The sequence below is a fragment of the Bartonella sp. MR100HLJHH genome (genome assembly GCF_042194215.1).
Taxonomy (GTDB): Bacteria; Pseudomonadota; Alphaproteobacteria; order Rhizobiales; family Rhizobiaceae; genus Bartonella; species Bartonella grahamii.
This window is the reverse complement of sequence record NZ_JBHIMR010000010.1, coordinates 52,356-78,595: the sequence shown is the minus strand read 5'-3', so window position 1 is coordinate 78,595 and position 26,240 is coordinate 52,356. Positions and strand designations below refer to the sequence as shown.

Below are 26,240 nucleotides of genomic sequence, written 5' to 3'. Positions count from 1 at the left end.
CAATTTTTTAGAGCACTAGATGCGCTAAAGTTACAAATTCTGAAACCGAGAGCGTTTCAGCACGGCGTGTTCCATCAATTCCAGCTTTTTCTAATAGCACTTCACCTCCAAGTGTTTTGAGATTTTGACGAAGCATTTTTCGTCTTTGTCCAAAGGCGGTTTTTGTGACGAGGCTTAGTTTTTGTGCAGAGCAGGCAAGAGGTTGTATTCGCGGAATAATATGAACAACGGAAGAAGTTACTTTAGGTATTGGTATGAAGGCTTGAGGGGGCACATCAAAAGCAATTTTAGCAGTGGTACGCCAGCCAGTTAAGACACTAAGACGTCCATAATGAGTAGATTGGGGTTTAGCTGTAATCCGTTTGGCAACTTCACGTTGAAACATCAATGTCATTGATTCATAAAAAGGAGGCCATGGTTCAGTCAAAAGCCAATTTAATAAGAGTTGTGTCCCAATATTATAGGGAAGATTTGCAATAATGCGAGGTTTTTCGGGGCTTGTTTCAAAGAGTTTTGAGAAGTCTTGCTTCAGTGCATCATTACAAATAATTTTTAATTTTTTAGGATAGTGTTTTTCTATTTCTAAGAGAGCTGGTATGCAGCGTTCATCGCGTTCTATTGCTGTTACAATGGCACCCTTTGCTAGCAAGGCACGTGTGAGACCTCCAGGACCAGGACCAATTTCAAGAACAGGTTTTCCTTCTATATTACCTGCGTGATGAGCAATTTTAGATGTTAAATTAAGATCAAAAAGAAAATTTTGCCCCAAAGATTTATGCGCTTGTAATCCATATATATCAATGACCTCACGTAGAGGAGGGAGATTATCTATTGGCATGGTATTAAACTATTTTCGGCAAGTTGATTTGCAAGTTTAAGAGCAGCAATAAAGCTTTCGGGAGAGGCTATCCCTTTATCAGCAATGTCAAAAGCAGTTCCGTGATCTGGAGACGTGCGAATAAAAGGGAGACCTAACGTGACATTAACAGTGCTATCAAAGTCTAATGTTTTAACAGGGATAAGGGCTTGATCATGATACATACAAATGGCAACGTCATATGCCTTTCTTGCGCATTCATGGAACATTGTGTCGGCAGGCAGCGGTCCTGCAATATTGAGTCCTTTCTTTTTAAGATATTCAATAGCAGGAGTGATAACTTCAATATCTTCTTTTCCCATTGCACCTCCTTCTCCAGCATGAGGATTAAGACCAGCAACAGCTAGTCGGGGTGACGTTATTTTAAACCGTGTTTTTAAGTCACATTCAGTAATAAGTACCGTTTGAACAATTAAATCACGGGTAAGCTGTGAAGGAACATTTTTAAATGGAATATGAACAGTTATTGGTACTGTTTTTAATCGAGGTCCTGCTAACATCATAACTGGATGATAACATTTATGAAAAGCTTTATGGGCTAAATCGGCTAAAAATTCTGTATGACCTGGAAATTGAAAACCGGCATCATAAAGATTCTTTTTTGCAATAGGACAAGTGATAAGTGCACATGCATGGCCATTTTGAATCAATTGAACACAGCGTTGAATTGCTTCAATGATTCCAGCGGCATTATTCGATGAAGGTATACCTAATTGATCACTTTGTTTGTTTTTTAACGGTATGATAGGAAGAGCGTTTTGAAAATTTTTTGCGGAATTATTGATTAAAACAGATTGCACCTCAACATCAATCTGTAAAAAACGAGCGCGCGAACGAATAACATCTGGATCAGCAAGAAGCACAAAAGGTGGAATTTGGCGCGTAACACGCAAACTCCACGCTTTTAGTACTATTTCAGGACCAATTCCGGCAGGATCACCACCGCTAACAATAAGAGCAGCCATTATGAATTTTTAATGCGCGCCACTCGCCGCAGTTCTCCTAAATATTTGTCGCTTAATTCTTCAAGTTTTTGCGGGCTTCTTTTTTTACTATCTTGAAGAGAAAATATTAGTCGAGCGACATAATCATCAGAAACTCTTTTTATTTTGCAGACAGCAATTGCTTCGATTCCATCAGATGTTTCTTGTAATTTTGTCATTTTTCCAGCAGGCGTTGCAAGAATAGCTTGTTCCCATGCATTGGGAAGTTGGGGCTCCAGAAACTTTCCTAAGTGGCGGATAGTAACGTCTAAAATACCTCTTGCTTGATTGTGAGCATTGGCACATCCACGGAAATGTGCACGAAAATTGCTTGCTTCTCTTTGACGTCTTTCAAAAATTTCTGAACGACGATGTGCAGGAATGACAAAAACAATTCGCTGTAATGTATATTCATTGGTTGAAGGTTTTACACCACCATTTTTTAATATCCTGCGTACAGCTTCTTGTTCGCTAATCATACCTGTTTCAGCTTGATAGCGTGCGCTAACAAGACGCCCCCATCCTATTTGTCCACGGATGTAATCTTTAAAGTGTTGCACAGTGATCTCAGTTTGGATCAGAATCTGGTTGAGCTGATCAATCGTCATATTATTTTGTGTCGCAAAATTCTCAAAAGCTCTATCAACTTCATCATTGCTTACTTCAATATTACGACGTTTTATTTCAATATTTTTTAGCTTTTCATCGATAAGCTCTTTTTTAGCCTGTGCCACCAAATTGCCTTGCTTTTGTTGTAATCTGAGAAAAGCAAGGCGCCTTTGTATATCATAATTTGTGATGGGGTTGCCATTAACTGTAACAACAATAGAAGTCTGCGCAAAGACTGTCGGAATCAAAAATCCATTTATTAGCAGGCTGCTTACGCTCAAAGACGTAATATAAAATAAAGCAAGAACACGCTTTTTCAATTTATTCATGTGAATAGGCTTTCGCATTGTTTATTAATTCTCATCAACAACTTAAAATATACTCTTTCTTTCATAAAAACAATGATAAGTTAAATGACTGATACATTCTCTTTATAAATTAATCTATCTTTTTTCCGATATCTGCAATCGTACGCAATGAAAGAGAGAAATTAAAGTTTTGCAAGGGTGTTTTCCTGCCTGGATTCGTTACCTGTTGATAACCGAATGTTAACCCGAAACATTCATCTGTATAATTCAAGCTAATTCCTCGCTTTACAAATGTACCAGATACTAAATCATAACCGGTGTTGCTATTAATAGACCAATAATCTGCTAGTTTAAGTCCTGTTTGAAAAGAAATTTCTTGGCGCTCTTGAGGATATTCATAATCTGGTTGCTTTGCGATATAGGCATATTGTAGAGCCGCCCAAAAATTTTGCCATTTTTGTGATGCTTCGATTTCACTACGGCGGATTTTTCCTGTCTTTTTGTCAAAGCGTCCACGCGTTTCTAAGGAAAAACCACTTTTATGGGTTGCACCAAACATTGCAACATAGTCTGAACGTTTTGCCTCTAAGCTAGAATGAATACCTACATTGACAAAGTCCTTTTCTGCAAAAGAATTCTTTCCTGCTAGATGAAAGGATTGTCCAACAAGACCATAAAGAGACCAATTGTCATTAAAGCTTCCAGAATATCTTAGACCTATATTGGCTCTTGTGCCACCTTCTACACGATCATAACCAGAAAATTTGTCTCGTTGAAAGAGAGTGGTTGCATCAAAGACAAAGCTTTGAGCATCTTCATTAGGAATTTGTCCAATATATTGTTCATTATTGCGTATAAAAATTTGTGCGGTTGGTTCTATAATATGTGTAGAATGATCCGCTGTAATAAGGAAGGGATAGCGTAGTTCCAACCCTGCTGTTGCCATGCCACGAATTGTTGAACCATGAATTGCGGATGAGGAATTTTTTTCTGTAGAAGCTGTATAATTTTCGCTTGCATTGGTTGTAATGATATCAGCTCGTAGAGAGAGAAGGGGGGTTAAGATGAGTCCGTTGTGCGTGTTGAAGCGCTTTTTCCACTGAAGCTCGTTTGTTAAACGCAAACTATTTCCAGCCATACCAGAAAGTCTTACTATGTTGAGAGGGGTTCCGTTCTGGTCGGTAGAACTGAAGTCAGTATGACGACGATAAATTGATTGCATATTACTATGGAAGGTAAGCTCTCCATTATAAATGGGTTCATCTGGTGTGAAAAAATAATCGATGCGCGGTAGGACCCAAGCTTGCCGAGAGTGACGTTCATAATGAGGATCATTCAATATTGAATCTTGAACTTTAAAATGATAAAAACGCATATCAAAATAATTTTTTCCTGCAAGACCATTCAGATAGATCTGAGAAAGTTGTGTAGGATTGCTATAGTTTTCAAGTTTATAGGCACGACTAAAATGCCGATCTGATTGTGCAAGGATATCCCATCCATAAGTCCAGTGTGAATTAATACGAAAGTCCCCTTTTGTTGACAGCATATAACGGTTTTTATGCTGTGCATCAATCGTATCATTATCAAATCTATGCCGTTTCATTTGGTATATATGAGCAAAGCGAATATTATAACTGCCCATTTTAAAACGTTGACGCCATTCCCCTTCGGTTAAAAGCCCTTGTTGGGTATAAACAGTAGAAGAAAGGGTAAAATCATAGTGAGGGGCGAGATTCCAAAAATAAGAATTCTTTATCCCCATACCGAGATAATCAGTATAAAAAAAATGAGGAGTAAGCAGACCGCTAGCACGCCTGACAGTTGGATCATAGATCTCAAAATTTGGAAATTTTATAATCGGTACACCAAAAACTTCAAAACTGCTATTTTCAAACCGAATTTTTTTGATGCTATTATTCCATATGATCTTTCTTGCTTTAATTTTCCATAGGACGTCTCTATCTGGTTTATAAGAGCAAGGTTCACAGGCTGTATAGGTTGCATTTTCAAAGACTGTTATGTGATTGTTTTTGCGTGTAGCATTTTGGGCTGAAAAGTGAACATTGTTGGCTGTATCAATACGTAAGGCGTTTACAAAACCCTCGCCAAGATCTTTGGTCATATCAATTTGGTTGGAATAGATTTTATTACCATCCTTTTCAGTAATTTCAACGTTCCCTTGTGCTATAAGCCGTCCTGTTTTTTGATTGTAAATAATTTTTTGAGCGACAACTTTATTGCCATCATATTCGATTTGGACATTACCTTGTGCAGAAACAGTGTTTTCATCACGATTGTAGATGAGTTCATCCGCAGAGAGCAAAAGAGGACGTTCCGGATTTCGAATGCGACTTTGGGAAGGAGACATAAGGCTTTGAGCGTGCGCACAATAAGACAAAGCGCCTCCTAAAATAACCCCCATAACACTTGTAAAAGCGAGAGCACTTAATTTTGTTAAAATAATTTTTTTAAGTGTTAATGCTTTCACTTAGCCATCCTCTTTATGAAGTAAAAAAGAGATTCCTAAGAATAACGCAATAACAACGGGTGTCCAAGCTGCAATAATTGGTGGAATATATCCAGCATTACCAAAAGCTTGAACGAGTACGGAAATAACATAAAGCGTAAACCCAGCTATTACTCCACCAAGAATCAACGTTCTAGATTGCCCAAAACGCGTAAAATTTAAAGATACAGTTGCTGCAATGAGGGTCATTGCCACAAGTAATGCCGGTAATGCAATTAAAGATTGGAAATACATATCAAAATTATTAGCAGAATAGCCAAATGAACGTGCAATCATAATTTTTTTTGGCAATTGGTAAAATGGAATAGTCGCGGGATTCGCTAAACGTTCCGTTAAAAATTCAGGTTTTAGATTGGTTTTTATTTGCAACACGGTAATTTTTTCAGGAGGATGCCCTATTTTATAGATTGTTCCATTTGTTAATAGCCAAGATCCATTACTCAAGGTTGCTTTTGGGGTGTTAATCCAATTTTTGACGGTTGCGTTGTCATTGTATTGTACAAAGGTTGCATCGATAAGAGAAAGTCCTTGGTCGGTGATAAATTTAGCACCAATGGTTGTTCTGCCTAAATTTGTACGTTGTGTTAACCAGTGGATACCTGTATTATGAAGAGGTGTTAGTATATTGTTATTGCGCCATTCAGTCATCTTTTTTTCTGCTTGAGAAAATCCCCATGCAGCAAGTGGATTAATGAGAAGAACTGAAAATAATCCCAAAAGAAAAGCTCCCAAACAAGCTGGCATAAGAAATTGCCATGCAGAAACACCGATTGAACGAGTCACCACAAGTTCAAGTTTTTTGTTGAGCGAGATAAGCGTTGCCATTGCAGAAAAGAGTGCAATGAAAGGGATAAGTTGTTGCATGATAAAAGGGATGCGTAAAACAGAGAGGAAAAATGCATCTTTTGCTGTATGATGCGGAATGGAGGACAGCCTACCGGAGTTCTCTGTGAAATCGATTAAAAGAGCAAGGACAAAAATGCTTCCCCAGAAATAACAAGTTATTTTAAGATAACGTATAAAAAAGTATCGTCCAAGTGTCCACCCAATCATGATATTTCATCCGAGGAATCTTGAGATTTTCGATGTTCAAATTTGTTCATTACTTTTTGAAAAGCGATTTGAATAATCTCATTAACTTTTGTGGGGAGCCCAATTTTATGATTCGTTAAAAGCATAAAAAAAACAAATGCACTTGTCCCTATGGGCATAATATAAAGGAGAGGAACGTATGCAAGATCGTTCTTTGCTTTTTCTGCAAAAAAATATCCTATCCAATACACCAGAAAAGAAAGGGTAATTGCCGAGAAATTTGCGGAATGACGAGCTTGTCGATGGGAGCATACATCCCCTGCCGCTGCTAATGCAATAAGTGAAAAAACAATAGGGTAGAGCCATTGGGTTAATCTGCGGTGAAACTCAGCTTTATATTGGAGTGGTTTTCGTTGATAGTAGGGATCTTTTGGATCAGGATTTTGTAAATAAGAAAGAGACCGATCTTTTGGATAAAGAGTAGGTGCTTTATCACTGGGGATAAACTCCCCTAGGCTAAAAGTATATGAGCTAAATTGAACGATTGAAACACTGTTATTTTGATGGTTAACTCTTTCTATTTCACCGTTATTGAGAACCAGAAAACTGCCGTTTTTATTGCTCACAATGGATGCGTCTGTTGCATAATAAAAAAGATCAGTCTTAGGATCACGCTGGTCGGCAATGAAAAGGCGTTTAAGTGCTCCATTTGGATTTCGTTCGCCAATTTCTATGTAAAGGTTATTAGCGAGTTTTTGGAAGCTTCCTTCACTAATGAATAGATTAATAAGATCAAAATGAGCGCTTGCTAGCATTTGTCGCATATGAAGACGCGCTTGAGGAACAACAAAATTAGCTATAGAAAAGGAGATACAGGATGCAACAATAGCAAGAAGAAGAATAGGTTTCCAAACAGTACTTTTAGGAAAACCAGAGGCATTGATGACAGCAAGTTCTGAGTCTTGATGCATTGCTGAAAGGATGGTTGTAATTGCGATTACTAATGCAAATGGAATGACAAGAAAAACAACAGAAGGGACCAATGAGAGTGAAAATTGTAAGACTGTGAGGAGTGTTTGTTTACTTGTTGTGAGAAAGTTTATCCGTGCGAGAATTTGTACTGTCCAACTAACGCCCACTGCTGCAATCATAACAGAACTAAACAAAACAAGGACACGTTTCAGGATGTAGAACTCAATAATACGCATAAATTGGGGAAAATCCTCAGTCTTTAATTCGATAGCAAATATTTTACTGCTTTCGGTTAAAATGTAATAAAGTTCGAAAAAATATCCTTCTATGAATTGGATATTTTAACCAAATAAATAATATAAAATTGCCTATGAGGTCCTCTTTAAATTTTCCGTACATTATATTTTATTTTCAACTATAGTCTACAAAGAATCTAGAAAATAACTTAAAAAAATTTTTTATTAACGTTGAAATTAAAATTTTTTGTCTTTTAAAGACACGTGCAAAAAGATAATGCATCTCAATCAAAAAAGAGGGGTTATATCTTGAACCGTTTCCTTTTATACTGTGGGTATGGAAGTTTCTCTAAAAAAGATGTTAGCTTTTTATAAAGGGTGATAAGGGCTTAAGAGGTTGGATATTCTATTCTATCATTTGACGCAGTCAACGCTGAAAGATATTTTGCCAACGCTTGTAGAGCGTGCATTGGCTCGTTTTGGGAAGGTAACAATACAATGTGTAAGTGAAGAACAACGCGATTCTATAGATATGCATTTATGGGTTTATGCGGATGAATCATTTATTGGACATGGAACTGAGTGTGATCAATATTCAAACTTTCAGCCTGTATTTTTGACGACAGGACAAGAAAATCCGAATGATTCAAAGATTCGTTTTCTCATAGAGGGAGCCGTATGTTCGAATATTGATACTTATCAACGGCTTGTTGTGATATTTGATGGTAGAGATGATGAGCAGTTGAGTCTTGTTCGTGCACAGTGGAAAAAATATAAAATGGAAAATCATAATTTAACGTATTGGCAACAGACTGAAGATCGTTGTTGGGAAAAACAGGTTTAATGCGTCTCATCTCTGTTGTTCTGATTTTTATAGGATTGATAGGAATAGTAAATCCAGCGCTTTTTATTGCGAAAGGATCAGGGGGAGGGCGTTGGGTTTTTATTGTGATTTTTCTTTTAGGCATATTAAAGATATGGCCTACAATTAAAAAAATGAAACGGCATCATGATAATTGATCGAATTTTGCTTGTTTTATGGGCTGTGATATTGGCTTTTTTTTGCGTTTCGTGGTTGGGAACAACACATATCCTATCAGGAATGTTTACTGTTGCTTATATAAGCAATATTGCAGATTTTTTATTTTTCTTTTTGAGTGCCTTGTTCGCAGGAATATTGTGGTGGAAAATACCGCAACCCATGTCTTTAAAAACGAAACTGGCAGCATTTTTGCTGCCAGTACTTATTTTATTCTTCTTTATTATATTTTAGTTGGATATTTCATCATCTGTAAATCCGACGAAGCAAATCAGTGAAATAAAAGAAGCAAGAAGCAAATAATAGCCGATATAAGATGTATCAAAATGTTGTACCAGATATTCTGCAATATAAGGCGCAAGAGAGGCTCCTACGATACCCGATAAGTTGAAAGTAATAGAAGAACCAGTATATCGAATTGCTGTTGGGTATGGTGAAGCCAAAACAGCACCAAGAGGACTGTATATCATCCCCATGATAGACAAACCGATAACAGACATTGCAAGGACTCCTATAACTCCAGAATTTAAGAAATAAGGAATTGCAAAAGAATAGATACCGGTGATGATTGTAACCCAAATCATCAAAGTTCTACGTCTAATACGATCAGCGAGTTTTCCAGTGATGACAGTAAAAATTCCACAGAAAATAGCACCAACAATTTCGACTTGAAGAGCTTGATAAAATGGCAATTGCAGATGGTTTGTTGAGTAGCTTAACAAATATGCAGTGACCAAGTAAAACAAAACAAATGTTGCCATACCAGAAAATATTCCAAGAAATAGGATTCGTGGACATTTTAAAAAGACATCGATGATAGGAACTTTGACACGTTCTTTACTTTCAAGAGTTTTTTTGAATTGAACAGTTTCATTGATTGAAAGACGGACCCATAATCCTATAATCATAAAAACAACTGAAGCAATAAAAGGAATGCGCCATCCCCAAGCTAAAAGTTCCTCATGATCAAGGAAATGCAACAGACCTAAATAAACAGCAATAGATAAAAATAAACCGATTGGAACGCCCAATTGGGGGAACATCGCATACCAGCCGCGCTTTTCTGGAGGGGCATTTTCTGTTGCGAGCAAAACAGCACCTCCCCATTCTCCTCCTAATCCCATTCCCTGTCCAATACGGCACAAGGTTAAGAGGAAAGGGGCAAACCACCCAGCGGTTTCATAAGTAGGAAGAAAACCAATAATGACTGTTGAAAGACCCATTGTGAGAAGAGAAGCGATAAGTGTTGCTTTCCTTCCAATTTTATCTCCAAAATGTCCAAAAACAATTGATCCAAAGGGGCGGGCAAAAAAGGCTGCTCCAAAGATCAGGAAAGATTGTAAAATGGCAATCTGATCATTTTGTGTTGGAAAAAACACATGAGGAAATATGAGAGCTGCGGCAGTGGCAAAGACATAGAAATCAAAGAATTCAATTGTTGGGCCAATAAGGCTTGCAAACAAAATGCGACGAGGGGAATTTCTGTTTCTTGTACCTTGCATTTCTAAGTTTATAGACATGAATAGAATGTCCCTTTCAGTATATGACAAATCAAATGATGAGTTAACTGACTATAATTATAAAAATTTCAAATCACTGTCGAGTCGATATTATGACGTTTCTTATATATTAGAACAATGATTATGGCTTGATGAGCATGAATAAGTGTTCTTTAGATTACCCAAGTTAAGTAGAATAAAGACACTGTTTTAAATGCTGTAGAGGAAGAAATATGTGGATATAAAGGCCGCTCTCATAACATTACTGTTTCCTTTAATGTTTAATGCCATTTTTATCTATTGAGGGATCAATCTTATTTATAGACCAGCCTTTGGTATCTCAAAAATATTTTTCCATAGATGTAATTATAACACTTTTTAAGCGTATCAAAAAGAAATTAAACCTTTTAGTTGTGCATGCATTTTAAAACACAGGGTGTATATTTGATCTGTCAGAGTGTAGTCCATCGAATGCTTTATTATCTTAAAAAACATGAGGTTGAGCAATTGCATTGAGTTGTTTTGGTCTATGCACTTTTTTCTAAATGGGGGAATTTAAATTTGAAATTATGGAGTGTGAATAATGCAACGCAAATTGAAATTAAGTTTTTGTGCATTAATGACCAGTGGTTTTTTTGTCAAGATTGCGAGTGCAGATGGAGTAGCGACACCAAAAGAAAAGTTATTAACACCAGTAAGTATCAGTGAACATCTAGAAGAGACAAAAAAATTGTTATTGGAAGTGAGGGGATTAAAAGAAAAAAAAAGGGGATCAAAAAGGATAGAGAATAAACAGATAGTAGAAGGAAGCAAGTCTTCAGAAGAGGAAAGGGAGAGATTAGAAAACCTATTCTTTGAAGTACTCACAAATTCAATAATAAGTGATGGTGCTACTATCTATATTACTAATCAAGATTCTGAAGATTCTGAAATAAATAGCTTTAAATATGAAGATGCAGGCTATTCCATCAATAATACGGTTCAAGAAGGTGGAAAACTCTACATTGATGCAGCAAGTGTTAGCAGGGATACGACAATTGAGAGTGGTGGTATTGAATTCGTCCAAAATCTGAGCAGTTCAGAATATGCCACTGTTAAAAAAGGTGGTAAACAAATTGTTGAGAGTGGTGCAAATGCTGAGGGGGCTAAAATCTATGGTGGTGAGCAGATTATTTTTGGTAAGGGGGTTCTTGGAACTGGTTTGTTGCGTAAAGATAAGGAAAGTAGTGCTTATAACACCGAAATTTATGCTGAAGATGGAATCCTAGGACTACAAAGTGTCTATAGTGGGGGGATGGTTGTTGACACAAAGGTTATGAAAGGAGGTGTCCAGAATCTTGATGGTAAAGAGAATTTTAATAATGGATTCTCAGAAGATACTGATACAGCTGATACAGAAAATGAGGATTTTACAATCAATGAGGGGGCTTTTGCACTTAGTACCGAACTTTTTAAAAATGGTGCGCAGAATATCTTAGCAGGAGGGAATGCGAGCGAAGTTACTTTATATGATAGAGCTACTCAGAAGATATATGATTCTGGATACGCGGATAATCTAACAATTAATCACCAAGCACAATCATGGGTTTTTGCTGGTGCAATATTAGATAAGGATACAAATGTTAATGATTTTGGCAACCTCTATCTTTATGCTGGGAATGGTGAAGCTGTTACGGAAGTAGAAAATCTTATTTTAAATGGAGAAGATGCCAAGTTATACTCTATTGCAACTAAAAATAACGCTACTCTCTCTCAGGTTAATATCCAGAATTTAACTGGAAGTGGCAGAGTTATTTTTACATCTTTTGGGGCTGATAAGCATTACTCTAAGCTTAATATTGATGATCTATCAGGTTCTTTACATTTTGAGTTTAATGTCAACTTTGCCAAGCATCTTAGTGATTATCTTGTTATTAAAAAAAGTGGTTCAGGTTATCATACAATAAGTGTTACTGATTCTGGAGGTGAGGTTACAACCCCTTCCCACAAAAAGCTTAAATTAATTTCTGATCATAGTGGAAACGCTCATTTTACTCTGACAAATACTTTTGGTGAAAAAATCAGAGCTATTGATGCCGGAACCTACATGTACAGTTTGAAACATAGAAAAAATAAGAGCAATGGTAAAATTTGGTATTTAGATGCGAATTATGCTCTTGATGAGGAAAATACCTCTTTATTTTCTGATTTTAACTTGCAACCATCTGCGATGGCTTCATTATCGAATGATCTCACAGAACGCACAATTGAAAAGGGAATGATTGTTACGATTGCTGATCCTAGCTTTGATAGTAACAGTGAGAAAGTTGATAGCAATGGAGAGACTTCAATTAGTAATATAGTTAAAGATGCTGGAAAGCTTTCGGTTTATAACGGTGGTTTTAGCCTGTATACGACAATTCAAAGAGGCGGTACTGAACTTATTAGAACACAGGGTCTTTCACAGGATAGTACAGTTAAGAGAGGGGGAAAACAAAAGGTTGAAGATGGGGGGAAAGCTGAAGGGGCTCAAATTTACGGTGGTGAGCAGTTTGTTTCAGGAAAGTTTGATATCAAAGGTGAGATGGTAAGGAGTAGCGCCTATAACACTGTCGTTTCTGGTAAAAATGGAGTGCTAGGATACCAGAATGTGTATGATGATGGAGAGGTTTTTAGCACAAAGATCATGGAAGGAGGGGTACAAAATCTTTTTGTGGAAAAAGATCTAGACCATTATAGCAGTTTTGCATTTGATACGAAGATCTTTTCTGGTGGAGAACAACACGTTTTAGCAGGAGGAATCGCGATTGGTGTTCTCTTACAAGGGAATGCTTTTCAAGCAATAGATTTAGGAGGCTATGTAAAAGATTTAACGATTAAGGATCAAGCACAATCGTGGTTGCATTCTGGTGCAACATTAGAAGGAAACACCATGATTCATGATTCTGGACGGATTTATCTTTATGCTGGTGCTGAGCAATCTCATACTGAAGTAGAAAAAATTGTTTTAAATGGTAAAGATACCACATTATACTCTATTGCTTCCAAGATGGATGGTGAAAGCTCTCTGATTGAGGATCTAAGCGGGGATGGACGCGTTGTTTTTACTTCTACCGTGTTTAATCCACATTACTCTAAACTTGAGGTCGGTAATCTTTCAGGTAATTTACATTTTAGGTTTAATACTAATTTTGCAGAACAGCGCGGTGATTATCTTCTTATAAAAAAAGGAGCAGGTCATCACACCATCAGCGTTATCGATTCTGGTGCTGAAATGACCAATTCTCTTCTACAAAATCAGAACTTAGTTTTGGAGCTTGATTTAATTCATGATCAAAGCGGAAATGCGCATTTTACTCTGATAGATTTTGGGGGTGAAGAGATAGCTACTGTTGATAATGGAGTCTACATGTACGCTCTAAAGAAAAAAGATCATAACGGTGGAAAGATTTGGTCTTTATCGACATCATCTACATCGGAAAAAATTTCTACTCCTATCTTTTCTCCATCTCATACGGAGTTGCCTATAGATAACTCTTTTGAGCAAGAAAATACTGTTTCTCCTTCGGAAGATTCTATAGCCGATTCTTATACAGGTGATTTCAATTTTTATGCAGAGGATTTCATTACTGGTCTAGGTGAAAAAATTTTACAAAACTCCATACTTGGTGACAATAGCATAGTTTATATTGCTGGTGATGGAGAAACGGATGATTTTAAATTATCCATTAATAATACAGTTCCAGAAACTGCAACACTCTATGTTGAGACTGGTGGTTTTAGTAAGAATACAACAATTGAAAATGGTGGTTCAGAGATTGTAGGGGAACAGGGGATCTCAGAATTTACGATTATTTACGAGGGTGGAAAACAAAGAGTGGAGGGAGGAGGATCCGCATTGAGAGCTGAAATTTATGGTGGGGAGCAGCTTGTTTTCGGAGAGGGTTATGTAAATGGTGAAATTGTGGGGAGCAGCACTTATAACACGACACTTTATGGTCAAGGTGACACGCTGGGACAGCAGAATGTATATGATGATGGGATGGCTGTGGGAACAAAAGTGATGAGTGGAGGAATACAAACTCTTGCTAAATGGTTCGCAGATGATGATGATTTTGTACAAAAAAGTGGTGGCTTAGCCGTGAATACTGAGGTTTTCGCGGGTGGGGTACAGCGGGTATTAGCAGGGGGAGAGGCGGATATTGTGACTTTACACCGCCATGCTGCTCAAGAAGTTCATGCTGGTAGCATTGTAAAAAATCTAACAATTAAAGAAGGAGCCAATTCATGGGTTTTTGCTGGTGCGATGTTGGAAGGAAAAATAAAGATTCATGATTTTGGACAAGTCCATCTTTATGCTGGAAATAATAGCTTTTATACTGAATATAAAAATTATCAGACAACAGTAGACGATATTAATTTAGAGGGAGAAAACGCTAAATTATACTCTATTTCTACTGGATATGGAAACACAGAAACCTATATTAAGAAGCTAAGCGGTGTGGGAAATATTATTTTTACTTCTACAGAATCCAATTTACATTACTCTAAGCTTTATATTGATAATCTTTTTGGGAGTCTACATTTCGATTTTAATGTCAGCCTTGCAGAAGGAGAGGGTGATTATCTCTTTATCAAGAATGGCCGTGGTTCTCACACAATAAGTATTGTAGATTCCGGTATTGAAATTGTTGATCCTTCTTCAACAGAACTTGATTTAATTGTTGATCAAAGTGGAGGAGCACATTTTACTCTGAGAAGCTTTTCTGGTGCAAATGTTAAAACTATTGATGGCGGAACCTATATGTATGGTTTAAAACAGAGAATTGATGAGGATGGGGGTGAAAAAGTTTGGTATTTATCTGCGGTATTTATTGATAATGTTTCATTTCTCAACAGTTTGCCACGTAGTAGGAGTAGATCTACGTGGCATTTAAATCAAAATCAATCAGCTTCTTCTCTTTCAACTATTACAGTTACAAAAGAGCATGCTATTAAGTTGCTACATCGAAGAGAAAACCGCCAAAACTTAAGGCAAAAATCTCCAGCTTCTGTATCTCTAACTGTTTCAACTCTTGGAAGTCAAATTATTGAAGGGGCATATCCAGCAAGTTCTCTTCATTTTTCTGACGGAAAGCAACAGGCTATTGTTTCAGAATCTTCACAATCTTTAGCCGATCAGATGATTTTGCGTCCAGTTCATAAAGAACAACCTTCTCCACAATTGAGTGAGACGCTTTCAGTTTCTCACTTTTTAACCACTCCCTCTACAGATGCGGTATTGTCTATGTCTGTGGTTCCAGCGATGGTTTTTCACAATGAAATGCAAACCGTGCGTGCGGGAAGAGGAATTTTAGATAAAAGTAAAAAGAATGCAGCTTTATGGACCTATGCGATCAAGTCTAAAGAGAGTATTGCTACAGAGCATATAGATTTTAAGTTGGATCAGACAGGTATTGTTTTAGGGATCAATAGTTTAAGGGAGTGGGAAAATGGAGAATTTTATATAGGTGGTTTTGGCAGTTATGACCGCGCACGCATTGCGCATGCACGGGGTGGTATGAGCGGTATCAATGCTTATGGCATTGGCGCTTATGTCACTTATTTGGATCATAGTGGATGGTATTTAGATGGTATTTTAAAATATAATCATTATCAGAATACTCTAAAGGCAGTTTCAACGAATGGTTTAGGGATTGAAGGAAGTTATAGGCAATGGGCGGTGGGCACCTCCTTTGAAGCAGGTTATCGACTTAAGACGTCAAAGAGCAGTTGGTTGCAGCCTTATGGACAATTTACATGGTTGCAAGTTGAGGGTAAAGAAATCAAGTTATCGAATGACATGACAGGTAACATGCGTCCATTCACTTCATTACGCAGTGAGGTTGGCTTAACTTTAGGATATGAATTTGGTTCTCGCGTGGATTCCTCATCACTTGCGTATATTACAGCAGCATGGTTGCGTGAGAATAAAAATGACAACCATACATTGATTAATCAACGGCATTCATTTACCACTGACTTATCGGGTAATGCAGGTAAGTTAGGAATCGGTTTGAGCAGTTTAGTGAGTGAGAAGTTAAAGTTATATGGTGAGGCACATTATGTTAAAGGACGTAAAACAAAACAGTCCCTTCAGGGTATTTTAGGTGTACGCTATAGTTTCTAATCATATGGTTATTTTTTAGTTATCTTTAAATATATGATTGTCTTTAAAGGTCTTTAATGAAGGTTCAGAGAACAATTTTTCAGAGCATGCCGCTTCGCTTTTCATGGTAGCTGTATACCCTTATATACTTTATTATGCATTACTTTTTCTTTGATAAGAAAACTCCGAGGAAATGCTAAAGAAGCACTATAAAAACGCCCTTATATTCTTAATCAAAAAAGTATTAAAAAAACTGTAAAGAACAGTTTTTTATGAGATAAGAAGGATTTTTAAGAAGGATTGTTTGTAATCTAAGGTTGAAAATATGTTTTGTAGAGCTAATTACGTTTAGTGTCTATGCAGGCGTGAAGGGGGGGAGGATATGGCTCTACAATATAAATGGAAACGACATTGTTGGATACTCATGTTGAGCAGCTGTTTTGTGCAAGCTGCTGCTGCAAATGAGGGGGGAGTACCACTTTTTTGTCAATCTTCAAGTTATGAAAATGGCAAAAAATTTCAGGGTCAATACAATGAGGATATGAAAACAGGAAGATGCATACTTGGAGCATCTAATGATGTTGTTATAAGGACGCGCAATGAATTAGACTTGTTAAAAAAGCCTAGCGATTTTACTGAGGATAAGGGCGCTAGAGTGTTTGCGAGTCAACAGGAGCTTGACAGCAGTCGTCGTGACAATGTCGGATATAATGTACAAGAACAAAATATTGCGTTTCTTAAAAAACCTGAACTTATCTTCATTAAAGATGGGGCACTGTTAGAAAATTATGTCCTTGATAATGAAGGTAAAGCATACATTTCAAATGATGGCGAGAGTGATAGCCCAGGGCGGTCCATTAATAACACTGTAAGGAATGGTGCAGAGCTTTATGTGTATGCAGGAGGTCTCAGTGAGAATAGTAAAATTGAACATGGTGGAACTGAAAATGTTGAGGCTTTAAATGGAAAACAAGGCTTTTCGAAAAATGCTGTCGTTAAAGAAGGTGGACAACAAAGTGTTGGAAATGGAGGAAAAGTAGAGGGGACTAAAATTTATGGTGGGGAGCAACTTGTTTTCGGGGAGGGGGATGTTGGAGGAGAGGTTAAAGGGAGTAGTGCTTCTCATATTGTCATTTATGGTCAAGATGAAACACTAGGACAACAAAAAGTATATGATGGCGGAAAAGTTTGGGATACGAAAGTTATGCGAGGGGGCGTACAAGAGGTTGGAAAAAAATCTCAAAGTGCTAAAAATGGTGGTTTTGCATTTGACACAGAAATTTTTAGCGGTGGTAAACAGCGTATCTTAAAAGGCGGTAAGGCTATTGGAGTTACTTTAAATGAGAGCGCTATTCAGGAAATATATGCTGATGGATCTGTAAAAAATCTAACAATGAATGATGAAACAAAATCATGGGTGCATGCCGGGGCAACATTAGAAGGCAAGACACAGGTAAATCATTCTGGGCAGATTCATCTTTATGCTGGGAATGATCAACATCGTACCATAGTAGAAGATATTATTTTAAATGGAAAAAATACAAAACTGTACTCTATTACTGATGAGTTTGATGGAAAAAGTTCTTTGATACAAAAATTAAGTGGTGAAGGGAGTGTTATTTTTTCGTTTACAGGTTCTGATCCATATTATTCTCAGCTTCATGTGAATAATCTTTCAGGAAATTTACATTTCGCGTTCAATACTACGATTGCCCATAACCGTGGTGATTATCTCTTTGTTGAGAAAGGTGCTGGGAATCATACGATAAGTGTTGCTGATTCTGGAGTTGAAATCACGGATCCTTTTTCAAATAAGCGTGATTTAATTATGGATCAAAGTGGTGGCGCACATTTTACGCTGACAGATCTTAAGGGTGACAAAATTAACGCCATTGATGGTGGAACTTATATGTATGACTTGAAAGAAAGAAAGGATGAAAATGGAAAAGTGTGGTTTTTATCTGCAGACCGCCTCAGTGGACCAGAAACCTCTATTCCAGATCCGGCAAATCCTTTTGTTCCTGGTGAGACATCAACAACACCCTCTACAGATGCAGTGTTAACGTTGTCCGTAGTTCCTGGACTTGTTTTTAACAATGAGTTGCAAATTGTAAGGAATGGTAGAAAAATTTGGAACAGAAATAGGAAAGATATCGAACTATGGACTTATGCGATTAAGAGCAGAGAACGTATTGCGACAGGACATACACACTTTAAGCTTGGGCAGACAGGTTTAGTCTTTGGTGCTGATCAGTTGAGTGAATTAAGGCATGGAGAGTTGTATGTTGGTGGTTTCGGTAGTTATGATCAAGCACGTATTTCTCATGCACGAGGTGGTAATAGTGATCTGAGTTCTTATAGCATTGGAACTTATGCAACTTATTTTGATCATCGCGGATGGTATATGGATGGTGTTTTGAAATATAATTATTACCGAGATAATTTGAAAGCTATCTCCACGCATGGTTTAGCTATTCAAAGTCATTACAATCAGTGGGCGATAGGTGGGTCATTTGAAATTGGTTGTTATTTTACACCGGCACAGAATACTTGGATGCAGCCTTATATCAAGCTAACAGGTTTGCAGGTTGAAGGTAAAAAAATAAAACTTTCAAATGGAATGATAGGTGATCTAAGCCCATTGGTTTCATTCCGCAGTGAAGTTGGATTAACTGCAGGACATGAATTCTTTGTGAATTCAGAAACTTCATTAACAGCTTACATTATGGCAGCTTGGTTGCGTGAGAATGTAAATGATAATTATACGACAATTAATAACCAGCATAAATTTATTACAGACTTATCGGGTAATGCAGGTAAATTGGGAATTGGTGTAAACGGTTCGGTCAATGATAAACTGACACTTTATGCGGAAGCACATTATCTAAAAGGACATAAGATTAAGAATGCTCTTCAAGCTATTTTAGGATTACGCTATAGTTTCTAAATATGTGTGTACGCGGCTGATTAACTTTATGAATGTAATTATTTTGATTAACTTTATGAATGTAATTATTTTGCAAGCTTAAACAGATAACGCTCGATTTTATCTTCTCGAGAGTGTAGAGATCTTCTCAAACAGTAAGGATATCTTTATACTCTCCTTTGAAGGCACGAGCGTTTTTTTCATCTATAACTTCAAATATTGAAAATTGTTCCTTGAACTCAAGTAAACAGTTTGAATTTTATTCAGACTTTCTGCCTTAAGTTAGAACTTTCTAGCTGCTTATAGATGCACAACTTAAAGTTGTTTATATTAAAAAATACACTTTAAAAGTGTTTTTAAACATAAATAAAACACATTACGATACAATCTAAGACGGGTTACCTACGTAGCCGTGGGATATTTTTCTAAATAATTGAGAGTGGAGTGTCGATAATGCAGTATAAACATAAGTTAAGTTTTTCAGTATTGATGATCAGTAGTTGTCTTGTACAAGTTGCAAATGCAGTTGAAAACAGGAATGGAGAGCTAACAATAGTAGAACATGTAGGAAATCGAGCAGAGATACCAAAAGGTTCAGCACTGATTACAAATAATTTTCCCAGTAGTAAGAGTAAAATTGGAGATGGCGGTGTTGAAATTGTTGAAAATGGAGCAACTTCTATAGGTTCCACTATTAAAAAAGGGGGAATGCAAATAGTTACACGCGGAGGAACTGCGATAGGTACCGAAATCCTTGGTGGTAAGCAGTTTATTCATGAAGAAAAAGATCTTGATCTTACAAGCGTGGAGAGAAAAAGTAGTGCATATAATTCTACAGTTTCAGGGGATGGTGGAGTAGTGGGACAGCAGAATGTGTATGATGGAGCGTGGGTTTGGTATACGAAAGTAGGAGATAACGGAGAACAAAATCTTTATTCGGGAGAAAGAAAAGAGGGGGGAAAATCAATGTATGCTGAGATCTCTGGGAATGGGAGACAGCACGTCTTAGCGTTAGGAGAATCTTATGCTACTAATTTGAAAGATCATGCTATTCAAGTTGTATATCCTGAAGGGTTGGTGGATGGTCTGACAGTTAACAGTTTTGCTAAATCGTGGTTCCATGTTGGTGTACAAGAAGTCGTTGGAGAAGTAAGGATTAATGGTGGCGGAGAACTTTATTTATTCGCTGGTGATAGGACAAACCATATCACTAAGAAAAAGATTCCTATAGAGGCAAGAGTTGATGAAATAATATTTGAGGTTGGTGAACGAAATATAGGAGAAAAACCTCAGATTGAAATTGAAGATTTAGGAGGGCATAATGGAACTGTTATTTTTACTTCTATTCCGTATGATCCACGACATATTTCACTTCATGTTGAGAAACTTTCAGGGAATTTACATTTTCGATTCAATATTAGTGCTACGGGGGATTCGAGTGATTACTTGTCGGTTGATGAGGGCACAGGTAATCACAAAATAAGCGTTGCAGATTCTGGTGCTGAAATCACAGGCTCTCTCTCAAAAAGGAATAGTTTAGTTACTGAACTTCCATTAATTACCGATAGAAGCCAAGATGGAGGGGCTAATTTTACTCTGGCAGATTTTTTGGGCAAGAACATTACAGTTGTCGATGGTGGAACCTATCAGTATCAATTGCTGAAGAGAGAAAGGTGTGCTAGTTCTAGTGGTAGTGCTACAATTTGGTCTTTAAGCAGAGTCTCTGAAAATGCAGAACATTCGAGTACTGAAGCACAGTGTGTAAACAAGAAAACGAAGGTTCCTCTTGCATTGTCTCATCAAGGCGCTTCTTCTGGAGGAAAAAATACCGGTCCTCGTAAACCTACTAAAAAAGAGCAACCCAAGCCACGTCCTCCACGTCATTTAAGAGAAAGACAGAATATCTCTAGTGTTTCGGTATCTCCATCTAAAGAAAATCGCACTCATGTGAAGTCTCCCCCAGCAAGTTCTCTTCATTTTTCTGATGGAAAGCAACAGGCTGTTGTTTCAGAATCTTCACAATCTTTAGCCGATCAAATGATTTTGCGTCCAGTTCATAAAGAACAGCCTTCTCCACAATTGAGTGAGACGCTTTCAGTTTCTCACTTTTTAACCACTCCCTCTACAGATGCGGTATTGTCTATGTCTGTGGTTCCAGCGATGGTTTTTCACAATGAAATGCAAACCGTGCGTGCGGGAAGAGGAATTTTAGATAAAAGTAAAAAGAATGCAGCTTTATGGACCTATGCGATCAAGTCTAAAGAGAGTATTGCTACAGAGCATATAGATTTTAAGTTGGATCAGACAGGTATTGTTTTAGGGATCAATAGTTTAAGGGAGTGGGAAAATGGAGAATTTTATATAGGTGGTTTTGGCAGTTATGACCGCGCACGCATTGCGCATGCACGGGGTGGTATGAGCGGTATCAATGCTTATGGCATTGGCGCTTATGTCACTTATTTGGATCATAGTGGATGGTATTTAGATGGTATTTTAAAATATAATCATTATCAGAATACTCTAAAGGCAGTTTCAACGAATGGTTTAGGGATTGAAGGAAGTTATAGGCAATGGGCGGTGGGCACCTCCTTTGAAGCAGGTTATCGACTTAAGACGTCAAAGAGCAGTTGGTTGCAGCCTTATGGACAATTTACATGGTTGCAAGTTGAGGGTAAAGAAATCAAGTTATCGAATGACATGACAGGTAACATGCGTCCATTCACTTCATTACGCAGTGAGGTTGGCTTAACTTTAGGATATGAATTTGGTTCTCGCGTGGATTCCTCATCACTTGCGTATATTACAGCAGCATGGTTGCGTGAGAATAAAAATGACAACCATACATTGATTAATCAACGGCATTCATTTACCACTGACTTATCGGGTAATGCAGGTAAGTTAGGAATCGGTTTGAGCAGTTTAGTGAGTGAGAAGTTAAAGTTATATGGTGAGGCACATTATGTTAAAGGACGTAAAACAAAACAGTCCCTTCAGGGTATTTTAGGTGTACGCTATAGTTTCTAATCATATGGTTATTTTTTGATAGATCTCAATGTGTGTAGAAGGATTTTCAAACCTAGATCGGAGTATCTAGGTTCATCCTCTTTAAAGAAGAAGGCTTTCAAAAAGATATATATTTTGCATGTTAGGCTTTTCTTATGATTCTTTATTGCTTCAATGATAAATTTGATGAGAGGCATTTAAGATTATGTAAGAAGGTTCAATATTTATTGAGAGTCGGTAGCGCATCTTTATGATGGGATGAGAAATTAAAGGTATTTCTATTAAAGTTTTTTTTATAATTCATTCTATATTTTTGAGAATTTGTGTAGATTTTTGCGGAGTCACTTGGCAAAGGGCTTCTTGCTCGCTATAGAAATGGCGAGAGAATGTTATAAATGAAATAAAGGTGGTTAAATGGCTTTAGAGCGTACTTTTTCGATGATTAAACCAGATGCAACCCGTCGTAATTTGACTGGCGCAATTACTAAAATGCTTGAGGATGCGGAGCTACGTGTTATTGCGTCTAAACGTGTCTGGATGAGCAAACGTGAGGCTGAAAAATTTTATGCTGTTCATAAAGAACGCCCTTTTTTTAGTGAATTGGTGGAATTCATGTCTTCTGGTCCAACCGTTGTACAAGTTTTGGAAGGCGAAAATGCAATAGCTAAAAACCGTGAAGTAATGGGGGCTACGAATCCTAGTGATGCAGAAGAAGGGACAATTCGTAAGGTTCATGCTTTATCGATTGGCGAAAATTCTGTCCATGGATCCGATAGCGCTGAAACGGCAAAAACAGAAATCGCTTTTTGGTTTTCTGAGGTAGAAATTGTTGGTTAATAAAGCGTTTATAATAATAAAGCGTATATAAGAAGCAAAAATCCGAAACACTATATTTCGGTTTTTTGCTTATAAGATTATAGACTTTTTTAAAAGCATACGGAGCATTCATCGTTTTTTTAGCTTTTTACTATTTTTTTGAAGAGCTTTTATCTACATGCCACCCTTACTTGTAATGTGCAAAAGAGTGTTTTATTGATTTATCATTAATAGATTTAAAATGAATCAATCTTATGCTACTCTCATCTCTTATTTAAGTACAAAAAGATAAATTATCATTATAAATCTCCATACTATTCATAGGATAACGTGTTTTAAACCTGCACGAAAATAATCCCATCCTGTCCACAATGTAAGGAGGGCAGCAATCCACAGCATAGTAATGCCAAACTCTACTGTGTAAGGAAAAATTTTATTACCGGCTGGTCCAGCTAAAAGAAATACAATAGCGATCATCTGTACAAAAGTTTTCCATTTTGCAAGACGAGAGACAGGAACACTAACTTTTAACTCAGCCAAATATTCACGTAATCCTGATACAAGAATTTCTCTGCAAAGAATGATAATAGCTGCCCATAGTGTCCACCCAGCGATGGTACTGTCTGCGGCAAGCAAGAGCAAACAGGCAGAGACGAGAAGTTTATCAGCAATTGGATCTAACATGCGACCAATATTGGATGTTTGTTCCCAAATACGAGCAAGGTAACCGTCAAGAAAGTCAGTAATAGATGCAATGATAAAAATGGAAACAGCAATCCAGCGAGTGATATCACTTGATTGTAGTCGCCCTTCTAAAAAAAAGCATGCAACAACCATTGGGACTGCAACAATTCGTGCATAAGTTAAAATATTTGGAAAAGAAAAAGTATGATTTTTCATGGAGCCATTTTTAATTCTTGTGAAAGAGAATATATTTCCTAAACGTAACAAGGCAAAGGTTATGAAACAAGCCTATTTTTCATGAAAATGGTTATGAATTTTTTGTGCAATTGTCATAGAGATTCCCGTAACTTTTTTTAAATCTTCAAGTGAGGCACTAGCAACAGCCTTGGCACTTCCAAAATGATGAAGCAACGCACGCTTTCTTGTCGGACCGATATTTTCGATTTCATCAAGTGGGTTTTTGAATGTTGCTTTTTTTCGTTTTATCCTATGAGCTCCAATCGCAAAACGGTGTGCTTCATCACGCAGACGTTGCAAAAAATAGAGGATAGGATCACGTGGAGGAAGTGTAAAGGGGGGGGTACCTTTTATAAAAAATCGTTCACGTCCCGCATGACGGTCGACACCTTTGGCGATTCCAACAACTGTGAAGAGGTCATTTAATCGTAATTCAGCAAGTATTGCATGTACACTGTTGATTTGTCCTTCACCACCATCGATTAAGATAAGATCAGGCCAAATGGGAAAAAGATCATCATCTTTTATGTCATGACTTCTATTTGGCTGATCATGCTCTTTTATAAGGCGTGAAAATCTTCGTTTAATCACTTCTTTCATCATGCCAAAATCATCGCCAGGCGTGATATCTATTGAGCGAATGTTGAATTTGCGATATTGATTTTTAACAAAGCCCATTTGACCAGCAACAATCATAGCCCCTACAGCATTTGTTCCCATGATATGAGAATTGTCATAGACTTCTATCCGGCGTGGAGGAAAAGGTAGTTGGAATGTTTTAGCAAGACTTTGAAGCAATTTTGTATGGGTGGCTGTTTCAGAAAGCTTATGTTCAAGTGCTTCATGAGCATTGAGATAGGCATGATTAACAAGAGTTTTCCGTTCACCTTGTTTGGGTAAAGAGAGAGACACTTTGTGATTTGCTTTGAGACTCAATGCTTCTGTAAGAAGTGTCCTTTCTTCAATTTCTTCAGATAAAAGGATGCTTTTGGGAAGTGGTTTATCATCGTAAAATTGGGCAAGAAAACTCGCTAAAATTTCAGTACGGGAAAAAGAGAGGTCTGCCTTAGGAAAATAGGCACGGTTTCCCCAATTTTGCCCCATGCGAAAAAAGAACACTTGAATACAGGTCATTCCTTCTTTTTGCGCAATTGCAAATACATCCGCTTCTTTTATCGTTTGAGGATTAATACCTTGATGGCTTTGTATATGAGAAAGGGCTGATAAGCGATCACGATAGGAAGCGGCTTGTTCAAAATCAAGATTTTCTGCGGCTTTATGCATAGCTTGAACCATATCGTTTTTAACAGATTGATCTTTTCCCGAAAGGAACGCTTTTGCTCCTCTCACCAGTTCTTTATAATCACTGTCACTAATTTCATGGGTACAAGGTGCAGAACATCGCTTAATTTGATAAAGCAAACAGGGGCGTGTACGGTTTTCAAAAACTGAATCAGTACAGGTTCGTAATAAGAAGGCGCGTTGTAAAACATGAACTGTTTGTGTCACTGCACCAGCAGAAGCAAAAGGACCAAAATAGTGAGCTTTTCGTGTTCGGGCACCACGATGTTTGTAAAGTCCAGGCGCTCGATGATCATCTGTAATCATAATATAAGGGAAACTTTTATCATCACGTAGTAATACATTAAAATGTGGATGCAATCTTTTGATGAGATTGGCTTCTAAAAGGAGTGCTTCTGTTTCTGTATGGGTGACGATAAATTCCATATGATATGTTGCGCGAATCATGCGGGTAATACGATTATTGTGTCCCTGTTCACGTGTATAGTTTGAAACGCGTTTTTTGAGATTACGAGCTTTGCCAATATAGAGAATATCACCATTTTTACCAATCATCCGGTAAACCCCTGGCTTATGCGGAAGGTGTCTAACAAACTCTTGTATGAATTTTACACCTTGGAATTGATTTTTCTCATTACTTTGATTGGCATTATTCCATGTAATGTTAGAGAGAAAAGAAAGCTTTTCCCGCTCATTTTTCGGACAATTTGTATTATTTTTCAGGACCATTCCGTTTATTAAGAATATGTTTTTTGTTTAATATATGAAATATTCTTTTTTATTAAATAATGATTATTTATATCCTTATAATTTTTTCTATAAATAACATCTTATAGCATAAGAGTATGATTTTAGAGAGCCGATTTTTCATAAAAAATATGAGAGTTGTTATTCTAAAACAGCTTTATGAATTTGCCCAATTTATTCATTAAAATGATTGGAATAGGAAATTCATGATGATTAAGAAGATAGACGTTCTAAAAGGGAAAAAATTAATTCACGCTGATCGTTATTAGCTTATCATTATAACGTGTTGATATTATTCAAAAAATCAAAGAAC

16 protein-coding genes are annotated in these 26,240 nt (G+C 37.2%); 7 read left to right on the top strand and 9 right to left on the bottom strand.

All coding sequences use genetic code 11. The features are described 5' to 3' along the window. Positions 1-7: 7 nt before the first annotated feature. From rsmA to lptF, 6 genes are all read right to left on the bottom strand, one after another. A complete protein-coding gene (gene rsmA, locus ACFIJ7_RS07165) occupies positions 8-838 on the bottom strand; it encodes a 16S rRNA (adenine(1518)-N(6)/adenine(1519)-N(6))-dimethyltransferase RsmA (RefSeq protein ID WP_273788483.1) in 831 nt (276 codons plus the stop codon). After that, the gene (gene pdxA, locus ACFIJ7_RS07160) at positions 829-1,842 is read right to left on the bottom strand and encodes a 4-hydroxythreonine-4-phosphate dehydrogenase PdxA (RefSeq protein WP_375644910.1); all 1,014 of its coding nucleotides are present in this window, start codon (positions 1,840-1,842) and stop codon (positions 829-831) included. The genes rsmA and pdxA overlap by 10 nt, the downstream gene beginning before the upstream one ends. Beyond that, positions 1,842-2,798, bottom strand: a complete 957-nt coding sequence (locus ACFIJ7_RS07155) for a SurA N-terminal domain-containing protein (RefSeq protein WP_375644909.1) — start codon at positions 2,796-2,798, stop codon at positions 1,842-1,844. Before ACFIJ7_RS07155 ends, pdxA begins: the two co-directional genes overlap by 1 nt. Before the next feature lie 109 nt (positions 2,799-2,907). Beyond that, positions 2,908-5,268 (bottom strand): LPS-assembly protein LptD, encoded by a 2,361-nt coding sequence (locus ACFIJ7_RS07150; protein WP_375636539.1) that lies wholly within the window; start codon positions 5,266-5,268, stop codon positions 2,908-2,910. Continuing rightward, the gene (gene lptG, locus ACFIJ7_RS07145; protein ID WP_375636537.1) at positions 5,269-6,360 is read right to left on the bottom strand and encodes an LPS export ABC transporter permease LptG; all 1,092 of its coding nucleotides are present in this window, start codon (positions 6,358-6,360) and stop codon (positions 5,269-5,271) included. Further along, entirely contained in the window at positions 6,357-7,547 is a 1,191-nt protein-coding gene (lptF, locus tag ACFIJ7_RS07140; protein ID WP_375636536.1) for an LPS export ABC transporter permease LptF, read from the bottom strand. Before lptF ends, lptG begins: the two co-directional genes overlap by 4 nt. Before the next feature lie 397 nt (positions 7,548-7,944). Between lptF and ACFIJ7_RS07135 the strand changes: the two genes are divergently transcribed. The 3 genes from ACFIJ7_RS07135 to ACFIJ7_RS07125 are packed head-to-tail and all read left to right on the top strand — an operon-like array spanning position 7,945 to position 8,820. Beyond that, positions 7,945-8,391 carry a DNA polymerase III subunit chi gene (locus ACFIJ7_RS07135; RefSeq protein WP_375636534.1) on the top strand — a complete coding sequence of 149 codons (447 nt, stop codon included), beginning with the start codon at positions 7,945-7,947 and terminating at the stop codon, positions 8,389-8,391. After that, entirely contained in the window at positions 8,391-8,567 is a 177-nt protein-coding gene (locus tag ACFIJ7_RS07130) for a hypothetical protein (RefSeq protein ID WP_012754972.1), read from the top strand. Before ACFIJ7_RS07135 ends, ACFIJ7_RS07130 begins: the two co-directional genes overlap by 1 nt. After that, positions 8,557-8,820, top strand: a complete 264-nt coding sequence (locus tag ACFIJ7_RS07125) for a hypothetical protein (protein ID WP_375636533.1) — start codon at positions 8,557-8,559, stop codon at positions 8,818-8,820. Before ACFIJ7_RS07130 ends, ACFIJ7_RS07125 begins: the two co-directional genes overlap by 11 nt. Here the strand turns inward: ACFIJ7_RS07125 and ACFIJ7_RS07120 are convergent. Next, positions 8,817-10,106 carry an MFS transporter gene (locus tag ACFIJ7_RS07120; protein WP_375636532.1) on the bottom strand — a complete coding sequence of 430 codons (1,290 nt, stop codon included), beginning with the start codon at positions 10,104-10,106 and terminating at the stop codon, positions 8,817-8,819. The genes ACFIJ7_RS07125 and ACFIJ7_RS07120 overlap by 4 nt on opposite strands. 562 nt (positions 10,107-10,668) lie before the next feature. Here ACFIJ7_RS07120 and bafA (ACFIJ7_RS07115) point away from each other — a divergent pair. From bafA (ACFIJ7_RS07115) to ndk, 4 genes are all read left to right on the top strand, one after another. Continuing rightward, positions 10,669-16,233, top strand: coding sequence for a BafA family autotransporter (gene bafA, locus ACFIJ7_RS07115; protein WP_375644908.1), 5,565 nt, complete (start codon positions 10,669-10,671; stop codon positions 16,231-16,233). A gap of 361 nt (positions 16,234-16,594) precedes the next feature. After that, a complete protein-coding gene (gene bafA / locus ACFIJ7_RS07110) occupies positions 16,595-19,159 on the top strand; it encodes a BafA family autotransporter (RefSeq protein ID WP_375644907.1) in 2,565 nt (854 codons plus the stop codon). A gap of 432 nt (positions 19,160-19,591) precedes the next feature. After that, the gene (gene bafA, locus ACFIJ7_RS07105; RefSeq protein ID WP_375644906.1) at positions 19,592-22,162 is read left to right on the top strand and encodes a BafA family autotransporter; all 2,571 of its coding nucleotides are present in this window, start codon (positions 19,592-19,594) and stop codon (positions 22,160-22,162) included. 393 nt (positions 22,163-22,555) lie between these two features. Then, a complete protein-coding gene (ndk, locus tag ACFIJ7_RS07100; RefSeq protein WP_375622178.1) occupies positions 22,556-22,978 on the top strand; it encodes a nucleoside-diphosphate kinase in 423 nt (140 codons plus the stop codon). Positions 22,979-23,275: 297 nt separating this feature from the next. Here the strand turns inward: ndk and pgsA are convergent, their stop codons facing one another. Together pgsA and uvrC are read right to left on the bottom strand one after the other, a co-directional pair. After that, on the bottom strand, positions 23,276-23,857 hold the full coding sequence (gene pgsA / locus ACFIJ7_RS07095; RefSeq protein ID WP_375644905.1) for a CDP-diacylglycerol--glycerol-3-phosphate 3-phosphatidyltransferase: 582 nt from the start codon (positions 23,855-23,857) through the stop codon (positions 23,276-23,278). 72 nt (positions 23,858-23,929) lie between these two features. After that, the gene (gene uvrC, locus ACFIJ7_RS07090; RefSeq protein ID WP_375644904.1) at positions 23,930-25,909 is read right to left on the bottom strand and encodes an excinuclease ABC subunit UvrC; all 1,980 of its coding nucleotides are present in this window, start codon (positions 25,907-25,909) and stop codon (positions 23,930-23,932) included. Between the last annotated feature and the right edge of the window lie 331 nt (positions 25,910-26,240).